Genomic DNA, 20,290 nt, shown 5'->3' on the forward strand with positions numbered 1-20,290 from the left:
TGTTCTCTTTGGAATTCCAACGCTTGCTGATAGCAAACCCTCCTATTTTTCCCCACGTATTTTTTAAAACCCTTGTTACCGTTGCCTCCTTGCAAAAATATTTGATAATCAGAATATTACAGGTAACAAGAAGGTGCCGCCTTCACTTCTTTTTAGATATTGCTTTTAACCGTTTATAGCCTTTTATTGCTTTTCCAACCCCATCTCTTTCGCTTTCTCCAGCAACAGACGCATGAGCGACTCCCGTTCGTTCTCTACTTTATTATCGAGAACGGCGTCTTTTAGATATTGCTTAAGGACACCTACCTCACGAGAGGGAGAGAGATGAAAGAGTTCCATGATCTCGTTGCCATCGATGACTGGCTGAAGAAGTCGCTTATAGTCCTTCTCCTTCAAGTCTGCCAGTTTCTCACGCACCATGCGGAAGTTCTCCAAGAACAGTTGTTTACGCACCTCATTTTTCGAGGTGATATCTGCTTCGCAAAGGGTCATGAGGTCATCAATATCATCACCTGCGTCATTCAGCAAACGACGTACGGCAGAGTCGGTCACCTCCTCGTCAGCAATAGCAATAGGACGCATGTGGAGATCAACGAGTTTCTGCACATAACGCATCTCCATACCCATCGGCAGTTTCAATCGGCGGAAGATGTCCTGTACCATCTTCGCGCCAACATAATTATGGTTATGGAAGGTCCATCCCGTCTTAGGTTCCCAACGTTTCGTCTTTGTCTTGCCGATATCATGCAAAAGCGCACCCCACCTCAGCCACAGAGGCGCTCCTTGACGACAAACATTCTCCAAGACCTCAAGGGTGTGGTAGAAATTGTTCTTATGCGCCCGTCCTTCTTTCTTTTCCACGATATCCAGAGCAGCAAGCTCCGGGAGTATGATTTGCAACAACCCACTACGTTGCAGATACTCAAAACCTATGCTGGGATGAGTCGCCATCATGATCTTGTTCAGCTCTACCTCTATACGCTCCCCACTGACTATTTTAATACGGTCAGCCATCCTTCCCAGTGCGTCAAAGGTGTCATCCTCAATCTGGAAATTGAGCTGAGTGGCAAAACGGACACAACGCATCATACGTAAGGGATCATCGGAAAAAGTCACCTCCGGGTCGAGGGGTGTGGCTATCATATGATCTTGCAGGTCCGCAATACCATTGAAAGGATCAATTAATTCACCAAATCGCTCCTTATTCAAGCAAATTGCCATCGCATTAATCGTAAAGTCGCGACGGTTCTGGTCATCCTCTAACGTCCCGTCTTCCACAACAGGTTTACGTGAGTCGTGGCTATAACTCTCCCTGCGAGCTCCTACAAATTCTATTTCGTACTCCTTCCTCGTTCCTCCTTCCTCGTTCCTCGAGAACTTCACCTGAGCCGTTCCGAAATTGCGGAATACAGAGAGATGTGCCTTCTTTCCCAATTCTTTCTTTAGTGCTGACGCCACCTCAATACCACTGCCCACCACAACGACATCAATGTCGTCGGAAGGACGCTCCAGAAAAATATCACGAACATACCCTCCCACCACATAGCACTCAACACCCAAGCGGTCTGCGACAGCACTGATCTGATGGAATATTTCTTGGTCTAATATCTTTGCCAAAGCGGCATCAGAATATAATTTCATGACATTTTTCTCTTTTCGGTTGCAAAAGTACAAAAATATTTGTAACTTTGCACACAAATTAATAATTAATTAAATACGTAGAACAAGAATGAAACGTTTATTAACCGCTATTTTCCTGACTATGACTATAGCTGTTCAAGCCAATACGGACAGCTATAAGGACATGGAGCCGTTAAAGCTCACAGTTCCCGAGATGAAGGCAGAGCTTGGTACATTTAGTAATGAGAACGGTTACCGAAGCGAACTGTCAATGACAGCTCCAGAGCCCAAAATGGATTTTGCGTTCTTCAAGTCACGCACAAACCCTGGCACCAGACCATATAAATTCATGGAAGACATGACATTCGCTGGTGTTCCCCTTTTCATTGCCGGTATCATTGCCAAGAGTGAGAAGAACGCCTTCAAACAGCAGCAAAAGCACTCACTGGTAACAAAATTCAAGACTGGTATCGACGACTATACCCAGTTCTTCGGTCCTGCTGCCGTTGTCGGTCTGAAATTAGGCGGTTACGAGGGACGCAGCGACTGGCCCCGTCTGTTGGCAAGCGCCGGTATGGGCTATGGTATCATGGCACTCCTTGTCAACACCATCAAGCACACAGCCAAGGAGATGCGTCCTGACGGAAGTACAGCCAACTCATGGCCCTCTGGACATACTGCCACAGCCTTCGTTGGTGCTACACTGTTGCACAAGGAATATGGTCTCACCCGTTCTCCCTGGTGGTCGGTAGCTGGTTATAGTGTGGCTACGGCAACAGGTGTGATGCGTGTGTTGAACAACCGCCACTGGATCAGTGACGTGCTCTCTGGTGCCGGTATTGGTATGCTGTCCGGTGAGTTAGGCTATGCACTCTGCGACCTGCTCTTCAAAGGCAAAGGTCTGCTGCGCAACGACATCATCGGTGCCCCCAATGTCATTGATCACCCCTCGTTCTTCTCTATCTCGATGGGTATCGGACTGGGAACTCGCGACCTCGATTTCGACATGGAAAATTACGGATGGTCCGATAACCTGAACCTGAAATTCCAGGCTTCCACAGTAGTTGGTGCTGAAGGTGCTTACTTCTTCAATCCTTATATCGGTGTGGGTGGTAGACTGCGTGTGAAGAGCTCACCTATCAAGGGATGGAATAAGATTACTGACTTTGCCTGGGAGGACGTATATTATATGTATGATGAAATAAGTCAGTTAGATGATGAAGAGCTGAAAGACATAGAGGCTTCGATTGACGATATTGACTTCGTGATCGAGAGTGACCACCTGACGGAGTTTGCTGTAGACCTCGGTGCTTATTTCAATTTCCCCCTCTCCAACCGTTTTGCCTTAGGCAGCAAACTGCTCATTGGTCGTAGTATTATGCAGGAACTCTCTTTGAATGCCAAGATAGCAGGTAAAGAATATAACAAAGGAGACAAACCTGATCAGCCAACTGGTAAAGAATACGACGTGGAATGGGACTACTTCACCGTTGATGGTAATAATACCATGAAGTTTGGTACTGGTATCTCGCTTACCTATGCCTACAAGAAAAACTTCTCATGGAAGGTATTCCTTGATTACGATGTTGCCCGTAAGACCTACACGATGAATTACAACTACGGAGGCATTCCTTACGCCATGTATCCATCAGCTTTTGAAAACATGAGCGAAGCTGAGATTAAAGAGACTTTCACAGCCAGCAAGAGCATCAAGAAGACCATGCATTCCTTCGTGCTGGGCGCCTCGTTCGCTGTTAATTTCTAAAATACATCATGTCAAAGGAAAACGAGAAAACCAACGCGCAGTTCGAGCAGGTGATGCAGGAATGTCGTAGCCTGTTTGAGAAGAAGCTCCATGACTATGGTGCATCCTGGCGCATCCTGCGTCCTCAGTCCCTCACCGACCAGTTGTTTATCAAAGCGAAGCGTATCCGATCTCTGGAGATCAAGAAAGAGTCGCTGGTGGGCGAAGGCATCCGTCCTGAGTTCATCGCCCTGATTAACTATGGCATCGTGGGACTTATCCAACTGGCACAGGGCTTCTCTGACACTGTTGACATGCAGCCGAAGGAGGCGATGGCGCTCTATGACCGCTATGCCTTGGAGGCGCTAGAGCTGATGAAACGCAAGAACCATGACTACGACGAGGCGTGGCGTGGTATGCGCGTCAGCAGTTATACAGACTTCATCCTCACCAAGATAGAACGCATCAAGGAGATTGAGAATCTCGGAGGTGACACTCTTGTCAGCGAGGGCATCGATGCCAACTACATGGACATCATCAACTATGCGGTCTTCGGAGCGATCAAGTTGAGTGAGTGATGACGAGAAAGATCATAATGAACATTGCCCGACTGGTCGTCGCGCTGGCGTTTATCCTGTCAGGATTCGTCAAGGCAGTAGACCCGCTGGGCACACAATACAAAATAGCCGACTATCTGGAGGCGTTGCATCTGGGAGCCTACGTTCCCGATGGTCTGACACTCATCCTGTCAGTACTCCTGTCGGCTGCCGAGTTCTGGCTCGGTATCTGTCTGCTTTTTGCCATCCGACGACGTGTAGTGACACGTGTCATTCTGGTATGGCTCATGATCATGACACCACTGACACTGTGGCTGGCTCTCGCCAATCCCATCAGTGACTGTGGTTGTTTTGGGGATGCCATCGTGCTCACCAACTGGCAGACATTCTGGAAGAACATCATCCTCCTTGCCTGTGCCATCCTGCTGGCATGCTATCCACTGGATATGATGCGCTTCGTATCAAGGACGAACCAATGGATTGTGATGAACTTCACAGCATTGTTCATCCTGATAGTGGCAGGACAGTCACTCTACGAACTGCCATACTTCGATTTTCGTCCCTATCATATTGGAACGGACCTGAGGAAAGGATGGCAACAGATGATGGAGGGAGAAGAGTCACCATATAGTGAGTTCTTCTTAGAACGCATAGACGACGGGAATGACATCACTGACTCCGTGCTGAATGACAAAGGCTACGTGTTCCTGCTGGTGTCACCCCATCTGGAAGAGGCTGACGAGAGTCAGTTCGGCAGACTGAACCTGATTTACGAATATGCGATGGAGGAAGGCTATCCTTTCTACTGCTTGACGGCAAGTGGGGAGAAGGCGATCACCAAGTGGCGCGACGGCACAGGAGCGGAATACACGTTCTGCCAGACAGACGATATTGTCTTGAAGACAATAATACGGAGTAACCCAGGACTGATGCTTCTCAAGGATGGTACCATCATCCGCAAATGGAGTCACAACATCCTGCCAGGGGAAGACGAGCTGAGTGCACCACTAGAGAAGACGAAGATAGGGAAGATGCCCGAGGACTCCGTACCGAAGAAAATTCTGGTGATACTCCTGTGGTATGTCCTGCCGCTGGTATTGCTGACCATCGCCGACCGCCTGTGGGCCTGGTCGAACTGGATAAAGAAAGGTGAAAAAACAATTAAATTATATCAAATCTTAAAACGTAAAGACATGAGAAAGAAAATTGTAGCAGGAAACTGGAAAATGAACCTGAACCTGCAAGAAGGTGTTGCTTTGGCAAAAGAACTGAATGAGGCACTGGCTGCCGACAAACCCAACTGTGGTGTAGTTATCTGTACCCCATTTATCCACCTTGCCTCTGTGGCTCAGGTCATCAATCAAGACGTGATTGGTCTTGGAGCTGAGAACTGCGCTGACAAGGAGAAGGGTGCTTTCACTGGTGAGGTATCTGCCGAGATGGTGAAGAGCACAGGAGCCCAGTATGTCATCCTCGGTCACTCTGAGCGCCGCGAGTATTACAAGGAGACCCCAGAGATTCTGAAGGAGAAGGTATTACTCGCCTTGAAGAACGGTCTGAAAGTCATCTTCTGTATCGGCGAGACCCTTGAGGAGCGTGAGGCTAACAAGCAGAACGAAGTCGTGAAGGCAGAGTTGGAAGGCAGTGTCTTCAACCTCAGCGAGGAGGACTTCCGTAAGATCGTCATCGCCTACGAGCCTATCTGGGCCATCGGTACCGGTAAGACCGCTACCGCTGAGCAGGCTGAGGAGATCCACGCATACATCCGTTCTATCGTTGCCGACAAATACGGTAAGGCTGTTGCTGAGGACACCAGCATCCTCTATGGTGGAAGCTGTAAGGCAAGCAATGCTCCTGAGCTTTTCGCAAAACCTGACATCGACGGTGGTCTGATTGGTGGCGCTTCTTTGAAATGCGCTGACTTCAAGGGTATCATCGATGCTTGGAAATAAAAAAGACATGATGCGAATATCCTTTCGTCGTAATCGATGGATAGTCACTTTCATCCTGTGTGTTGGCATGTTGACGCATGCCAATGCACAGACTTTCACCCAACGTGTCCAGAAACATGTGGAAGGGAAAGGGACTGTGACCATTCATCAAAACGAGGAAATCGACCAACTGGTAAACGATCCCACTGCTACTGGTGTACAAAATCAAAAGCCTTCTGACAACAAGAAGCAACCAGAGGCCACCAAAGACAACAAGCAGGCAAGTACCACTAACAGCACGACCACTGACTCAGAGAATACGGAAACAGAACCGGTAGAGTCTGCAAGGAAAGCCACCCAGAAAATCATGGGCTACCGTGTACAGGCTTTTGCTGGTGGTAATTCCCGTAAAGACCGTCAGACAGCTGAGCAGATACGTAACAATATCAAGTCACAAATACCCAATGTGGCTGTATATGTTCATTTCTACTCTCCCCGTTGGATCTGCCGTGTAGGTAATTTCCGTACTTATGAGGAAGCATACCAGATGATGGTAAGACTACAGAACATGGGGTATAAACAGGCATCCATTGTAAAAGGCAAAATAACCGTATCATACTGATGAATCCTGAAACAGAATACAGAGAAGGACTTGATGAACTGGCATCCCATTATAAAGAGATACTGTCACTCCTGGGAGAAGACCCTGACCGTGAGGGGTTGTTAAAGACCCCGATGCGTGTGGCAAAAGCCATGCAGGTATTGACACGAGGTTATACTATGGATGCCCATCAGGTACTCCGACAGGCTCTTTTCAAAGAAGATTACAGTCAAATGGTCATCGTCAAGGATATTGACTTCTTCTCGCTTTGTGAGCATCACATGATACCTTTCTATGGGAAGGCACATGTGGCTTATATTCCCAATGGCTACATCACTGGGCTCTCGAAGATAGCCCGTGTGGTAGACATCTTCTCACACCGTCTCCAAGTACAAGAACGCATGACACTGCAGATCAGACAATGTATTGAGGAGACACTGCACCCCCTTGGAGTCATGGTTGTCATTGAAGCCAGACACATGTGCATGCAAATGCGTGGTGTTGAGAAACAAAACTCCATCACGACCACTAGCGAGTTCAGTGGCGCATTCAACCAAGCCAAGACCAGACAGGAATTTATGAATCTGATACATAATAACACGACGATTTAATCAATTTCATATATGGAACAAGACAACAAAAACTCATATCGCACCAAGCAATCCCTTCCTCAAGAATTTTATCATAGCTGCTTGGGTAAAATCATTATCCTTTTAGTATTACTTTTCGTTCTCTTTGTGATTGCTGTCATCACAGTACCTTCTGACGAGAAGATGGAAACGGAGATGATGGACAACATCCGTGAGTGTATACAACAGAACGACAGTATTAAAGGTGATGCCATTGATGATGCTGTGGCAAATTTCAGTCGTATCTTCACAGAGGCAGACACCACCTTTAACGACAAGGAGGTCATGGAGGCTTTTCATAAGTATAACAAGTTGGAGATTTACCGCCACTCTTTCTACACCACAGCCCGTTTACGTAACAATCTGAGTGCGGAGGGCATCCGCGTAGGTGTCGGTATCTTTAATCTCGTTATTCCCACCATTAAATACAGTGACATCATCTTGTTCGTAAGCACCATTAAGAACTACAACAAGGAACGACTCATCGATCCTGCTCCACAAGATGAGTATGTGGGAGAGAATCCAAATATCAAGGAGTATCACTATTTAGGTGACCCCGACAACTAAACGGTCACACTACCGTCTGACATGGCTGCTGAGAATTCGTATATCAAACAGTTTCCCGATTTGATGGCGGGAAAGAAAGTGTTATACTGTCACGGCTTCGCCTCCAGCGGACAGTCGGGAACGGTGACACGTCTGCGTTCCGTAATGCCTAACGCACGTGTCATCGCTCCCGATTTACCTATTAACCCCCATGAAGCAATTGCCTTGTTACATCATATCTGTGAGGCAGAGGCACCCGACCTTATTATCGGTACTTCCATGGGAGGTATGTACACAGAACAGTTGCGTGGTTTCGATCGTATCTGCATCAACCCTGCTCTGGAAATAGCAGAAACGATGAGAGAACACGGTATGACGGGAACACAGCAATTTCAAAATCCTCGACTAGACGGCATCCAAGAATTTTATGTCGATAAAGCGCTTGTCAAAGCGTATCGGGAAGTTTCGGAACAACGCTTCATCGGGATTACCCCAGAGGATGAGCAGCGAGTCTACGGACTCTTTGGCGACAAGGACGACTTGGTAGACACGATGGGTATTTTCTGCGAGCACTACTCGCAAGCCACTCATTTCCACGGAGCGCACCGCATGGACGACCAAAGTTATATGCACTCCGTCGTCCCTGTTATCCGTTGGATTGATGATAAGCAGGAGAAAAGGCAGCGTCCTATTATATATATAGGTATAGAGACGATGATGGACTCCTACCAGAAGCCAGTATCATCCGTACAGAAAGCCGTTCGACTATTGATTGAGCACTACGAGGTATTCTTTGTGGCACCACCACCTCTTCATGGAGGATGGACAGAGATGGCATGGCTCGATGATTACATCAACGTCCCCGCATGGCGGCATACCATCTTTACCCCACGCCGTGAGTTACTTTATGGGGACTACCTGATAACCTCCCCTCGACAGGAGAAATCAGAGGGGTCGTTGGCAACGCTCCTGGAGTACGGTTCCGACACGTTCAAAACATGGGAGGACATCATCGAGTACTTCTCACATCTTGGTGGGCAATAGACATCAGAATTGCCAACGACTGGGCATCTGACGGTCGGGCCACAAATGCTTGCAATAATAATAATGATATTTGTCGTATAGTTTTGTCATACGAGTCAGTCGTATGATAAAGTCATCATAGTTCTTTCGTGATGGCTGTGTCCACTGCACCTCAGCAAGTGCTGACATACGGGGAAGAGCCTGGTACTCTACGATACGCTCGTTCGTCATATACTCCGACCACAGGTTAGCTTGTATACCAAGGATATGTCGCTTTGCCTCCTTGGAGAGACTATCAGGAACAGGATTTAAACTATACACCTTTTCTATGGGAATAAAGCCACCACAGCGACTAGGTTCAAAAAGAACGTCCTTCACCTGCTGATAATCGAAATAACAATGGGTCGTAGGAGCCATCACCACGTCATGTCCCATTTCCGCTGCCTTAGCACCAGGTTCTGTTCCACGCCAAGACATAATCATCGCATCCTGTGGAGCCTTGTTATCCAACAACTCATCCCATCCTAAAGCACGACGATGGTGGGCTGTCAGGAAGTCAGTAACACGTTTAGTGAAATAACCCTGCAAGGTATGACCATTTAACTCCAACGACTGACATTTCGCACAATGTTCCCATTTCTCAGTTGGAGTCTCATCACCGCCGATATGAATAACCTCTGCAGGGAAGATATCCATGATTTCCGACAGCACATCCTCCACAAAATGGTACACCTTTTCATTACCTACACAAAGGACATCCTTATAGACCCCCCAGTAATGTCCCACTTGATAAGGACCTCCCGTACATCCTAATTCCGGATAACTGGCAAGTGCGGCAAGCATATGACCTGGCATGTCTATCTCCGGGACGATGGTGATATGACGCTCTTGGGCATAAGCGACGATCTCACGCGCTTCCTCCTGGGTATAGTAGCCACCATAAGGTATCTCATCATCAATGTCAGAGTTCGTACCGATAATTGTACCAGTACGATGAGAGCCTACCGTGATCAGTTGATGCCATTTCTTGATTTCTATACGCCATCCCTGGTCATCCGTAAGATGCCAATGGAACACATTCATCTGGTGTAATGCCAACAAATCAATGAATTTCTTCACGAAAGACACTGGGAAGAAATGACGGGAGCAGTCGAGATGCATACCCCGCCAAGAGAAACGAGGTGCATCCTTAATGATGACAGGAGCCAGTACGGAATCCCCACTCAATGATTTACGAAGGGTTTGTATACCATAGAAAACACCTGCGGCAGAACCTCCCTCAATAGAAACATGCTCTTTGTCAACAGTAAGTACATACCCTTCCACTTGACTAATCCTTGAGGAAACAGAGAGGGAGATATTACGCTCACCCTTCCGAGGTTTGGAGACGACAGACAGTTCTTTCCCTATCATCTCGAAAAGGTATTCCTTTAAGAAAGCTGCCTCACGTTGCAAACCTTCTTGTGCCACAATACGCACATCCTCTTGGAAAGCGAAAGGCTCACCTTTCTGCAATTGTACACTTTGTGGAAGAGGAACCACTTGATAATCAGTATTTTCCGCTACCGCAACAGACACATAGCTCATCAGCAGCAACACCACCCAATTTCTCATCTTCTCAAAACTTATATTCCACAAATGCCTCCATTGCCTCATAACAAGCCAGGCCTAACTCATCATAACGCTTCGCTGTCTCACGATTACGATCCTGCGCCCGTTGCCAGAACAACCGCACATCATCTCCCATGAAAGGGGCACCTTCCATCTGACTCTGATGACGGAGGATAGCATTACGTTTCTCCAACAGTTCCTCTGGACTCATCGGCACACACATCTCGATATCCGCAATATCCCATTCTGCCCATGCACCGCGATACATCCATATCCTACAGTCATCAAGCCATGTGGCACCCGCTGCTTTTTCTTCTTCAACAGCAGCAAGCACAACGTCCGTACACTTGCGATGAGTACCATGAGGATCTGCCAAATCGGCAGCGACATAAATCTGATGGGGCTGTATGCCGGCTATCAGCTCTTGTACCATCCGTACATCCTTTTCTGTGACAGGAAGTTTCTCAATCTTCCCGCTCTCATAGAAAGGAAGGTCGAGGAAATGAATATGATCCTTCTCAATATGGTTATACCTACAGGCATTACGAGCCTCTCCCCGGCGAATCAATCCTTTGACAGTTAGAATACTGGGATTATCCAGATCACCTTCGTTCTTTTGTTTCAAGTAGTTCATGATCTCTTGATAACGAATCTTGATCACCTCATCAGAACCATTGGCAAAAAGTTGGTTGAAGCCATTGATGAAATGCATATAAAGACGGACTTCCTCATCTGCCACAGCGATATTCCCACTCGTCTCATAAGCGACATGCACATCGTGCCCTTGTTGTATCAGGCGACGGATGGTTCCACCCATCGAGATCACATCATCGTCAGGATGCGGTGAGAACACGATGACACGTTTGGGATAAGGTGTAGCACGCTCTGGTCGGTTGCTGTCATCCACGTTCGGCTTGCCACCAGGCCATCCCGTGATGGTATGCTGCAACTCATTAAAAACTTCGATGTTTACCAGACCAGCCTGTCCGCTGAATTGCTTGACAAGGTTTCCCAGCCCATTGTCCTCATAGTCTTTCGTAGATAACTTTAACAAGGGCTTCCCCACCTTATTACATAATGCGATGACTTGCTTACGCAACTGGTGATCTGGCATCTGAATGGTATCAGTCAAATGGAGATTCATATATTATCAGTTTTAGGTTTCTAGCAATAACGACAGGGCTGTTCCTTTCTTACGACGGTAACAGCACCACACCATGTTGTTTCTTTCCATCCATCATGATCCTCACCGGATGCTCGAAGCGGACATGACGCACATATTCTGTCTCTTCGACAGCAGGCATAGCATCAAGAATCTCCTTCTGGAAAACACCATCACCCGTATAGGTGTTGATGGTGAAATAGCCTACTCCGAAAGATGTTAAGTTCTGGAAGAAATGTGTTCCCTGCGAAGGATCCACATGATAATTCTTCAGACCTGTCTCTACAATGACACGGGCAGCTGAGATATGGGGCCACTTAACAGGAATCCCAAGCCAGTAGTCACTACTCCCCCATCGCCCCGGTCCGATAAGAATGTAGTTCTTGTCAGTATCAAGGAACTTTCGGTTTATCTTTTCTATCTCATCTGCGATATAAAGATTGTTTGCCGCTGTGAAATCATCATCTGTCTTGACGTAGACCACATCTACAACATCCTCAGAGATACCATGACCCAAAGAGTTTTGGGAACGCAGCAGGCACTGTTCGTCTGGGATAACGGCTAGATCCTCATCCAAGACTTGCTTGGAGTCGACAATAGGACGAATTTGCAACAGATAAAAATCACCAGTAGTACCTTGTGGAGTACTGTTCAGATTACAAGCAAACTCTATCTCTACGGGGCGTCGCATCTCCTCAGAGCCATATTTCTGTGCCATCTGCAGGATCTCAGGCAAAGGGAAGATACCCTGTTGCAAGACCCCACAGAACGAGATGACCTTGCGCCCACCCTCATAGATACCGTCACGGATAATCTGGTCAGAGGGATCATAAGTAGAAGCGATACCATTCAAGGAACCATCTTTGTCTGCCTCTTTCACTCTTAGACTCTTGATATTGAAACCATCGTCCACCTTGAAATCGTCACCTACATGGGACATATCCAACGCATAGAAACGTGTTTGTGTCTCTTTCAGTGCCGTCTCCATCTCTGAAGTCTGTAACACTTGATGAGGATGATAGGGTGACACACGCAACGTCTGTCCGCCGTCCACGATATACTTGCCCAAGCCCAAGGCAAGGGAAGCGATACCCTCCTCCGCTGTCTCATCACCGATAGGATAGTAATTCAAAGACCGCAAGACACCACTAAACGTAGGATAATAATGGTCACCATACTGATGTCCCACCACCTCCTGCAGTATTACCGCCATTTTCTCTTGATCGATGACATTAGAGGTTGCTGTCATGTATGCCTTCGAGTCTTTGTAATAGACAGAGGCATAGACACCCTTGATGGCACAGGCAAGCATACGGAGCATCTCGTACTTGTCATCCAGATAAGGAATCATATAGGTACTATAGATGCCTGCAAATGGCTGATAGTGACTGTCCTCCAGCAATGAACTGGAGCGTACAGCGATAGGTGACTTCACCGCATCGAAGAAAGTGAAGAAGTCTGCTATCAAAGTGTCAGGCAACAGCGCCCTCAGGAAATGCTGTAAGATCTCTTCGTCTGACGCGTCACTCAGGGCGATAGTCCATAGGTTATTCTTATCCATGAACTCATCGAAGAAGTCAGTACAGAGAACGACTGTCTTGGGGATGGAAACGGCAGCTTTCTCAAACTGGTTCAACTCTGGATGGCGCTTGATGATATTGTCCAAGAAAGCAAGACCACGTCCTTTTCCTCCTAAGGAGCCTTCACCAATACGGGCGAAGTGTGCGTATCGGTCAAATTTCAAGCGGTCGAACACTGCGACAACACCAATATTCTTCATCCTACGATACTGGACGATAGCGTCAAAGATAATCTGCCGGTGAGCATCCACATCCTGTAACTTATGCCATGTCACCGTCTTCAGGAAAGCAGAGACAGGGAAAATGGCGCGGGCACACAACCAACGGCTCATGTGGTTACGGGAAATATGGTAGAGCATCGAATCATTGGGAATCTTAAAAATATTATCCTGCAACTCCTTCAAAGACGACACGCGCATAATCTCCTCACGGGTCACCGGGTCACGGAAGATAAAATCACCGAAACCCATGTGCTCCTCTATGATATGACGCAGGTCGACATTCATCTTCTTCGAATTCTTGTCGACAAAATCAAAACCTTCTGCCTCCGCCTTCTCTTTGTTAACAATCTCACTACTTTGTAAAATCAGCGGTACATACTCATCCCGCTTACGAATCTCACGCAGTAGTTTCAGTCCTGCTTCCGCATCTCCCTCTTCCACATGGGAGAGACGACCAGGAACGGTCTTCATCGGGAAACGGGTATCGCTAATCACACCCAATACATTATCATGATATTTCTCATACCAAGCCATCGCCTCCTCGTAATTGGTGGCAAGCACCACTTTAGGTCGTCCGCGCTTTCGCTGGGCAGCAGCATGGGGGTTCAATGCCTCCGTCGAGAAATTCTTACTCTGGGCGAGGATATAGTTATAAAGATTGGGCAATACTGAGGAATAGAATCGGATATTATCCTCCACCAGCATGATCATCTGTACGCCAGCCTCCTTGATATCATGTTCGATATTCATCCTATCCTCTATCAGTTTGATGATGGAAAGGATGAGGTTGGTATTCCCCAACCAACAGAACACATAGTCGAAGATGGACATATCTTCATGTTCTATACGCTTGGTAATACCATGTGAGAACGGAGTCAGTACTACACAGGGAATATGAGGAGCCAACTGCTTCACATCACGTGCTACGGCGAAAGCATCGTTATCGGCATTGCCAGGCATACAGATTACCAGGTCAATGTCTGTTGTCTTCAGCACCTCTTCTGCCTCTCCCGTCGTGCTCACCTGGGTAAACGTAGGAGGATAACGCAACCCCAGTTCCATATACTCGTCGAATAGTTTCTCGTCAATACGCCCGTCATCCTCCAGCATAAAGGCATCATAAGGGTTCGCAACGATCAGGATATTGAAGATACGGCGTGTCATCAGATTGACAAACGACACATCTTTTAAGTAGAACTGATTCCACTCATTCGGTATTTTATTAGTCTCTTCCATACATTTTGCAAAGGTACGATTATGTGAGCAAAGAACAAAATAAATTCATTTATTTTTTCTTTCGAGCATGAGTACCTTCGACCAAAGGTCAAAGTACGATTATGTGAGAAGAAAACCAAAAGAATTTTGAGTTTTCTCGAATGCGAATTCTTTTCGAGGATTGGTCAATGCTTCATGACCTTCTTGACGGTTCCATTGTCCATGCGGACGAAACGTAGCGGTCCATACTCATAGAGCACCTGCGGGATGCCGGTTATTGTCTAACGAAGGCAAAGATACTAATATATTCTGATACAACCAAAATTAATTACTAAAAATAATCAGGACATTTCCTTTGAGATACGCAAGAAATTATCGGCTTTTCTGATAAAACCGAGAGGAAAATTTGGGGTCGGTTGATCCACCATTCCCTACACGTAATTTTTAAAACCCTTGTCACCGTTGCCGCCTTGCAAAACTATTTGATTATCAGACGGTTGTGGGTAACAACGAAGCGGCAACAGTGACAACGAATGCGTTTTTGCCCCTAAAATGGGGTAAAAACGAGTGTAGTGATGGTATCCCTTATTGTTTGCTTTTGACACTAGTATCTCCTATGAAAGTAAATTCAGTGTGTTTACTCAGTAAATTCAGTGAATTTACTCACCAAATTCAGTGAATTTACTGAGATAGGAGATATCGGAATAAAAAGCATCTAACGGGGGTGTTTTACGAAGGCGGCACCTCCTGCCTGCGAAGGTGCCGCTTCCTCGGGTCGAAGGTACGGGCTTCGAGGGTCGAAGGTGCCGCCTTCATGGGGTGAAGGTTAAGGGTTCAAGATTTCACTCGTTTATTCGTAACTTTGACTTCGTCGAAGGTGCTCACGTTTGAGAAAACTCAAAATTCTTTTGGTTTTCTTCTTACTTAATCGTACCTTTGCAGTTGTTTTTGGAAAAGAGTCCCATGAGGGAGATAGAACAACATCCATTACAACCGTTTCTGCCCGCCCATGCGAGGATATTGATGCTCGGCAGTTTCCCGCCATCACGGAAAAGATGGTGCATGGATTTCTTCTACCCTAACTTCAACAATGACATGTGGAGGATATGGGGGCTTGTCTGCTTTCAAGACAAAGACTATTTCGTCGACCTGACAAACAAACGTTTTAAGCAAGAAAAGATAGAATTATTCCTGAGTACCAAAGGTATTGCCCTCTATGATACGGCATGTGCGGTGGTGAGGACGAAGAATACTGCGTCGGACAAGGACCTGGAGGTGGTGGAGGAGACGGACATCGACGGTCTGCTGCGACAGATACCCGACTGTGACGCAATCGTCACGACGGGACAGAAGGCGACGGACATCCTGACGGAACATTTCCACATTGCACAGCCTGCTGTGGGGGATTACACGCCCTTCCACTATTCTGACAAGGATATGCGCCTCTATCGGATGCCCAGTAGTTCCCGTGCCTACCCCTTAAGCATACTGAAGAAAGCAGAGAAATACAAAATATTATTGAACATCATTAATAACTAAAGATATATGGAAAAGAAACTACGCACAGCCTCTCTCTGTGTACAGGCTGGCTACAAAGCGAAGAATGGAGAACCCATTGAGTTGCCCATCATTCAGAGTACGACTTTTAAGTATGACAACTCGGATGAGATGGCACAACTGTTTGACCTTAAGAAAGAGGGCTATTTCTATACCCGCCTGCAGAACCCGACCAATGATGCGGTAGCCGGGAAGATAGCAGCCCTGGAAGGGGGTGTAGGTGCCGTATTGACCTCATCAGGACAAGCAGCCAATTTCTATGCCTTGTTTAATATCTGCGAGGCTGGCGACCATTTCGTGACTTCCAATGAGATATATGGTGGCACCTATAATCTTTTCAATGTTACCTTGAAGAAACTGGGTATCGAGTGTACCTTTGTTAACCCAGAGGCTAGTGAGGAGGAAATACAAGCTGCTTTCCGACCTAATACGAAGGCACTATTCGGCGAGACCATCACTAACCCGGGATGTGCCGTATTGGATATTGAGAAGTTTGCCCGCATTGCCCATCAAAACGGAGTACCCCTCATCATCGACAACACCTTTGCCACACCTATCAACTGTCGGCCTTTCGAATGGGGTGCGGATATTGTGACACATTCTACCACGAAATATATGGACGGACTAGCCACACAGGTAGGAGGCGTTGTCGTAGACAGCGGCAACTTTGACTGGCTTGCCCATGCCGATAAGTTTCCAGGCCTATGCACCCCCGATGAGTCCTATCACGGACTGACATACGTGAAGGCATTCGGCAAGATGGGATATACCACGAAACTGGTCGCTCAGTTGATGCGTGACCTTGGCAGTATCCCTGCTCCCCAGAACTCATTCCTGCTGCATCTTGGACTGCAGACGCTACATCTGCGTATGGCACAGCACTGTAAGAACGCCCAACGAGTAGCAGAGTTTCTGCACGACAATCCCAAAGTAGCTTGGGTGCATTATTGTGGTCTGAAAGACGATGCCTACTATGAGCTTGGACAAAAATACCTGCCAAACGGTTCCTGTGGAGTCATCGCCTTCGGACTGAAGGGTGACCGTGAGACCGCCATCAAATGGATGGACTCCTTGGAGATGATCAATATAGTGACACACGTTGCCGATGCCCGTACCTGCGTACTGCATCCTGCCAGTCACACCCACCGCCAACTCAGTGATGAGCAACTGCGCGAGGCTGGTGTGGCACCCGATCTGATTCGTTTATCTGTTGGTATAGAGGACGTAGAGGACATCCTTGACGACATCAAGCAGGCACTGGAGAAAATTTAATAATGTAAAAATTAAACAATTAAATAAGATATGTTTCACATTTACGAAGGTTTCCATCTTGTTGATGCTTACCACAAAATGCGGCATCAGAGGAAATATCATCCTGCTGATGGCACTAAACGGGCTATAAAAATTGCATTAGTAGCCTTGGTCACTCTCTTTCTATGGAACATGCCCACCGAATGGTTCGGCATCCAGAATCTTACTGTCATCCAGCAACGTATTATCGCTATCTTCGCATTCGCTACCCTGATGTGGATTATGGAGATCGTGTCATCGTGGGCAACATCCGTCGCCATCATCGTACTGATGCTGCTTTTCTGTAGCGACAGTGGTATATTACCCATGGTCAACGAGGAAGAGGTAGGAAAACTGTTGTCATACAAAGGGGTGATGGCTACTTTTGCCGATCCTGTCATCATGTTGTTCATCGGTGGTTTCGTTTTAGCCATCGCTGCCACTAAGACAGGCTTGGATGCTCAATTGGCGAAAGTCCTGCTGAAGCCCTTCGGCACGAAGAGCGAGATGGTGCTGTTGGGTTTCCTGCTTATCACCGGCCTGTTCTCGATGTTTGTGTCAAACACAGCTACCGCCGCTATGATGCTGACATTCCTGACACCAGTATTCCGTCAACTGCCTCCAGAGGGTAAAGGACGTGTCTCACTCGCCATGTCTATCCCCATCGCAGCAAACCTCGGTGGTATGGGTACACCTATCGGAACACCGCCGAACACCATCGCACTGAAATACCTTAACGACCCTGAGGGGTTGAACCTCGGACTGGGTTTCGGTCAGTGGATGATGTTCATGTTCCCATTAGTTATCGTACTCCTATTCATCAGTTGGCGTCTCTTGCTGAGAATATTCCCCTTTACCCAGAAACGTATTGAACTGAACATCGAGGGCGGTATGCAGAAAGGCTTCCATTCGTGGGTCGTCATCATCACTTTCTTCATTACCGTGGCACTTTGGCTGTTTGACCGTCTGACAGGTATCAACTCTTATACTGTCGCCATGATACCGTTTATGGTATTTGCCTTGACGGGAGTCATCAACAAGCGTGACCTCGAGCAGATCAACTGGAGTGTCATCTGGATGGTAGCGGGTGGTTTCGCGTTAGGCTACGGACTGAATGCATCAGGACTGGCTGCCAATGCCGTGGAAAGTATCCCCTTCGGGAAGTTCTCCCCGTTGCTCATTCTCTTACTCGGTGGCGCCATCTGTTACATCCTGTCCAACTTCATATCGAACTCCGCTACGGCAGCACTCCTCATGCCTATCCTTGCCATTGTATGTTCGGCTATGGGTGACAAACTCGACCCCATCGGTGGCACGCCTACTGTACTCATCGGTGTTGCCATCGCGGCATCGTCTGCCATGATCCTGCCTATCTCCACACCACCGAACGCACTGGCTTTTGCTACGGGCTTTGTGAAGCAGAACGACATGATCAAACTGGGTGCTATCATGGGTATCATCTCCATGATCTTAGGCTTCGGACTGGTCTATATGATGGGAACCTTAAAGATTCTCTAGCCCAAAGATTAACAATTTGTAAGTTTTAAACTAAAATAATAGGGATTTTTCTTGGTCATTTCAAGAAAATTCCCTATTTTTGCATTACCAATATAACAATTTGTCAATTTACAATAAAACCTTAAAGCTATGAACGTTGAGAAAATCATGCAAGACCTGGAGAAGAAGCATCCAGGCGAAGTAGAGTACTTACAGGCTGTACGTGAGGTTCTTGAATCCATCAAGGATGTGTACAACCAGCACCCTGAGTTTGAGAAGGCGAAGATCGTAGAGCGTATCGTAGAACCTGAGCGCATCATCACCTTCCGTGTTCCCTGGGTTGACGACAATGGTGAGGTACAAGTGAACATCGGCTATCGTGTACAATTCAATAGTGCCATTGGACCGTATAAAGGTGGCTTACGCTTCCACGCCTCTGTGAATTTGAGCATTTTGAAGTTCCTCGGCTTCGAGCAGACCTTCAAGAACGCACTGACGACCCTGCCGATGGGCGGTGGTAAGGGAGGCAGCGACTTCTCTCCACGTGGTAAGAGCGACGCTGAGATCATGCGTTTCTGTCAGGCTTTCATGTGTGAGCTTTATAAAGTGATTGGTCCTGATGTCGACGTACCCGCTGGTGATATCGGCGTAGGTGGCCGTGAGATTGGCTACCTCTTCGGGATGTACAAGAAATTGACCAGTCAGTTCCATGGTGCCACCCTCACAGGCAAAGGACTGGAATGGGGTGGTTCTATCCTGCGTCCGGAGGCTACAGGTTATGGTGCCTTGTATTTCGTACACCAGATGATGGATACACACGGACTGGATATCAAGGGGAAGACTGTGGCACTTTCTGGTTTCGGCAATGTGGCATGGGGTGCCGCTAAGAAAGCTACTGAACTGGGGGCGAAAGTCATCACCATCAGTGGTCCCGATGGTTATATCTACGACCCTGCCGGTCTCGACGATGAGAAGATAGAGTACCTGTTGGAGCTGCGTGCCTCTGGCAATGATATCTGTGCTCCCTATGCTGAGGAGTTCCCTGGCAGTCAGTTCTTCGAGGGTAAGAAGCCATGGGAGCAGAAAGCCGATATCTATCTGCCATGTGCTACCCAGAACGAGCTGAATGGTGAGGATGCCGATAAGATTCTTGCCAACAAGCCATTATGCGTCGCGGAGGTCAGCAACATGGGATGCACCGCCGAGGCTGTCAACAAGTTTATTGCCGCTGGGCAGTTATTTGCTCCTGGCAAGGCTGTAAATGCAGGTGGTGTCGCCACCTCTGGTCTGGAGATGACCCAGAACTCGATGCGTATTGCATGGACGGGGGAGGAAGTTGACCAGAAACTGCACCAGATCATGTCGGGCATCCACGAGCAATGTGTGAGATACGGCAGAGAAGGCAATTACGTCAATTATGTGAAGGGAGCCAATGTGGCAGGCTTCATGAAGGTAGCTAAGGCGATGCTTGCCCAAGGTATCGTCTGATGACACCTCACCTTATTA

At 47.4% G+C, this 20,290-nt stretch carries 14 protein-coding genes and 1 pseudogene; 11 read left to right on the top strand and 4 right to left on the bottom strand.

What is annotated here, in order from left to right:
* Positions 1 to 183 precede the first annotated feature (183 nt).
* Positions 184 to 1,641 carry a CCA tRNA nucleotidyltransferase gene (locus BM257_RS00260; protein WP_092067081.1) on the bottom strand — a complete coding sequence of 486 codons (1,458 nt, stop codon included), beginning with the start codon at positions 1,639 to 1,641 and terminating at the stop codon, positions 184 to 186.
* A gap of 88 nt (positions 1,642 to 1,729) precedes the next feature.
* On the opposite strand from BM257_RS00260, the gene BM257_RS00265 reads away from it, so the two are divergent.
* Genes BM257_RS00265 through BM257_RS00295 form a run of 7 tightly spaced genes read left to right on the top strand, consistent with a single transcriptional unit; the run spans position 1,730 to position 8,672 of the window.
* Positions 1,730 to 3,385 carry a phosphatase PAP2 family protein gene (locus BM257_RS00265; protein WP_092067083.1) on the top strand — a complete coding sequence of 552 codons (1,656 nt, stop codon included), beginning with the start codon at positions 1,730 to 1,732 and terminating at the stop codon, positions 3,383 to 3,385.
* Positions 3,386 to 3,393: 8 nt separating this feature from the next.
* Positions 3,394 to 3,942: a DUF1599 domain-containing protein gene (locus BM257_RS00270; RefSeq protein WP_092067085.1), complete on the top strand. Its 549-nt coding sequence runs from the start codon at positions 3,394 to 3,396 to the stop codon at positions 3,940 to 3,942.
* Positions 3,942 to 5,873 (top strand): triose-phosphate isomerase, encoded by a 1,932-nt coding sequence (gene tpiA / locus BM257_RS00275; protein WP_092067087.1) that lies wholly within the window; start codon positions 3,942 to 3,944, stop codon positions 5,871 to 5,873. Before BM257_RS00270 ends, tpiA begins: the two co-directional genes overlap by 1 nt.
* 7 nt (positions 5,874 to 5,880) lie before the next feature.
* A complete protein-coding gene (locus BM257_RS00280) occupies positions 5,881 to 6,474 on the top strand; it encodes an SPOR domain-containing protein (protein WP_255405406.1) in 594 nt (197 codons plus the stop codon).
* A complete protein-coding gene (gene folE, locus BM257_RS00285) occupies positions 6,474 to 7,064 on the top strand; it encodes a GTP cyclohydrolase I FolE (RefSeq protein ID WP_092067089.1) in 591 nt (196 codons plus the stop codon). The genes BM257_RS00280 and folE overlap by 1 nt, the downstream gene beginning before the upstream one ends.
* A gap of 12 nt (positions 7,065 to 7,076) precedes the next feature.
* The gene (locus tag BM257_RS00290; protein WP_092067091.1) at positions 7,077 to 7,649 is read left to right on the top strand and encodes a hypothetical protein; all 573 of its coding nucleotides are present in this window, start codon (positions 7,077 to 7,079) and stop codon (positions 7,647 to 7,649) included.
* Positions 7,650 to 7,670: 21 nt separating this feature from the next.
* Positions 7,671 to 8,672, top strand: a complete 1,002-nt coding sequence (locus BM257_RS00295; protein ID WP_092067093.1) for a YqiA/YcfP family alpha/beta fold hydrolase — start codon at positions 7,671 to 7,673, stop codon at positions 8,670 to 8,672.
* Positions 8,673 to 8,675: 3 nt separating this feature from the next.
* Here the strand turns inward: BM257_RS00295 and BM257_RS00300 are convergent, their stop codons facing one another.
* The 3 genes and pseudogenes from BM257_RS00300 to BM257_RS00310 all read right to left on the bottom strand — a co-directional run bounded on the left by BM257_RS00300 (position 8,676) and on the right by BM257_RS00310 (position 14,461).
* A complete protein-coding gene (locus BM257_RS00300) occupies positions 8,676 to 10,265 on the bottom strand; it encodes a beta-N-acetylhexosaminidase (RefSeq protein ID WP_092067094.1) in 1,590 nt (529 codons plus the stop codon).
* Between the two features lie 4 nt (positions 10,266 to 10,269).
* Positions 10,270 to 11,340 (bottom strand): annotated as a pseudogene (locus tag BM257_RS00305) (PIG-L family deacetylase); the annotation flags it as partial.
* Between the two features lie 115 nt (positions 11,341 to 11,455).
* The gene (locus tag BM257_RS00310; RefSeq protein ID WP_092067098.1) at positions 11,456 to 14,461 is read right to left on the bottom strand and encodes a PEP/pyruvate-binding domain-containing protein; all 3,006 of its coding nucleotides are present in this window, start codon (positions 14,459 to 14,461) and stop codon (positions 11,456 to 11,458) included.
* 942 nt (positions 14,462 to 15,403) lie between these two features.
* On the opposite strand from BM257_RS00310, the gene BM257_RS00315 reads away from it, so the two are divergent.
* The 4 genes from BM257_RS00315 (at position 15,404) to gdhA (ending at position 20,272) form a co-directional block, all read left to right on the top strand.
* Complete coding sequence (locus tag BM257_RS00315; RefSeq protein ID WP_092067100.1) at positions 15,404 to 15,979, top strand: uracil-DNA glycosylase family protein; 576 nt, start codon at positions 15,404 to 15,406, stop codon at positions 15,977 to 15,979.
* 6 nt (positions 15,980 to 15,985) lie between these two features.
* Complete coding sequence (locus BM257_RS00320) at positions 15,986 to 17,269, top strand: O-acetylhomoserine aminocarboxypropyltransferase/cysteine synthase family protein (RefSeq protein WP_092067102.1); 1,284 nt, start codon at positions 15,986 to 15,988, stop codon at positions 17,267 to 17,269.
* A 30-nt stretch (positions 17,270 to 17,299) separates the two neighbouring features.
* The gene (locus BM257_RS00325; RefSeq protein ID WP_177215959.1) at positions 17,300 to 18,805 is read left to right on the top strand and encodes an SLC13 family permease; all 1,506 of its coding nucleotides are present in this window, start codon (positions 17,300 to 17,302) and stop codon (positions 18,803 to 18,805) included.
* Positions 18,806 to 18,934: 129 nt separating this feature from the next.
* On the top strand, positions 18,935 to 20,272 hold the full coding sequence (gdhA, locus tag BM257_RS00330; protein ID WP_092067106.1) for an NADP-specific glutamate dehydrogenase: 1,338 nt from the start codon (positions 18,935 to 18,937) through the stop codon (positions 20,270 to 20,272).
* The last annotated feature ends 18 nt before the right edge of the window (positions 20,273 to 20,290 follow it).

It is taken from the genome of Prevotella sp. tf2-5 (genome assembly GCF_900115435.1).
Classification (GTDB): Bacteria; Bacteroidota; Bacteroidia; order Bacteroidales; family Bacteroidaceae; genus Prevotella.

Coding starts and splice junctions, on each gene's coding strand:
- BM257_RS00270 (WP_092067085.1), top strand. CDS start 3,394: ATGTCAAAGGAAAACGAGAAAACCAACGCGCAGTTCGAGCAGGTGATG.
- BM257_RS00315 (WP_092067100.1), top strand. CDS start 15,404: ATGAGGGAGATAGAACAACATCCATTACAACCGTTTCTGCCCGCCCAT.
- BM257_RS00325 (WP_177215959.1), top strand. CDS start 17,300: ATGTTTCACATTTACGAAGGTTTCCATCTTGTTGATGCTTACCACAAA.
- folE (WP_092067089.1), top strand. CDS start 6,474: ATGAATCCTGAAACAGAATACAGAGAAGGACTTGATGAACTGGCATCC.
- BM257_RS00260 (WP_092067081.1), bottom strand. CDS start 1,641: ATGAAATTATATTCTGATGCCGCTTTGGCAAAGATATTAGACCAAGAA.
- BM257_RS00290 (WP_092067091.1), top strand. CDS start 7,077: ATGGAACAAGACAACAAAAACTCATATCGCACCAAGCAATCCCTTCCT.
- BM257_RS00295 (WP_092067093.1), top strand. CDS start 7,671: ATGGCTGCTGAGAATTCGTATATCAAACAGTTTCCCGATTTGATGGCG.
- tpiA (WP_092067087.1), top strand. CDS start 3,942: ATGACGAGAAAGATCATAATGAACATTGCCCGACTGGTCGTCGCGCTG.
- gdhA (WP_092067106.1), top strand. CDS start 18,935: ATGAACGTTGAGAAAATCATGCAAGACCTGGAGAAGAAGCATCCAGGC.
- BM257_RS00310 (WP_092067098.1), bottom strand. CDS start 14,461: ATGGAAGAGACTAATAAAATACCGAATGAGTGGAATCAGTTCTACTTA.
- BM257_RS00265 (WP_092067083.1), top strand. CDS start 1,730: ATGAAACGTTTATTAACCGCTATTTTCCTGACTATGACTATAGCTGTT.
- BM257_RS00300 (WP_092067094.1), bottom strand. CDS start 10,265: ATGAGAAATTGGGTGGTGTTGCTGCTGATGAGCTATGTGTCTGTTGCG.
- BM257_RS00320 (WP_092067102.1), top strand. CDS start 15,986: ATGGAAAAGAAACTACGCACAGCCTCTCTCTGTGTACAGGCTGGCTAC.
- BM257_RS00280 (WP_255405406.1), top strand. CDS start 5,881: ATGATGCGAATATCCTTTCGTCGTAATCGATGGATAGTCACTTTCATC.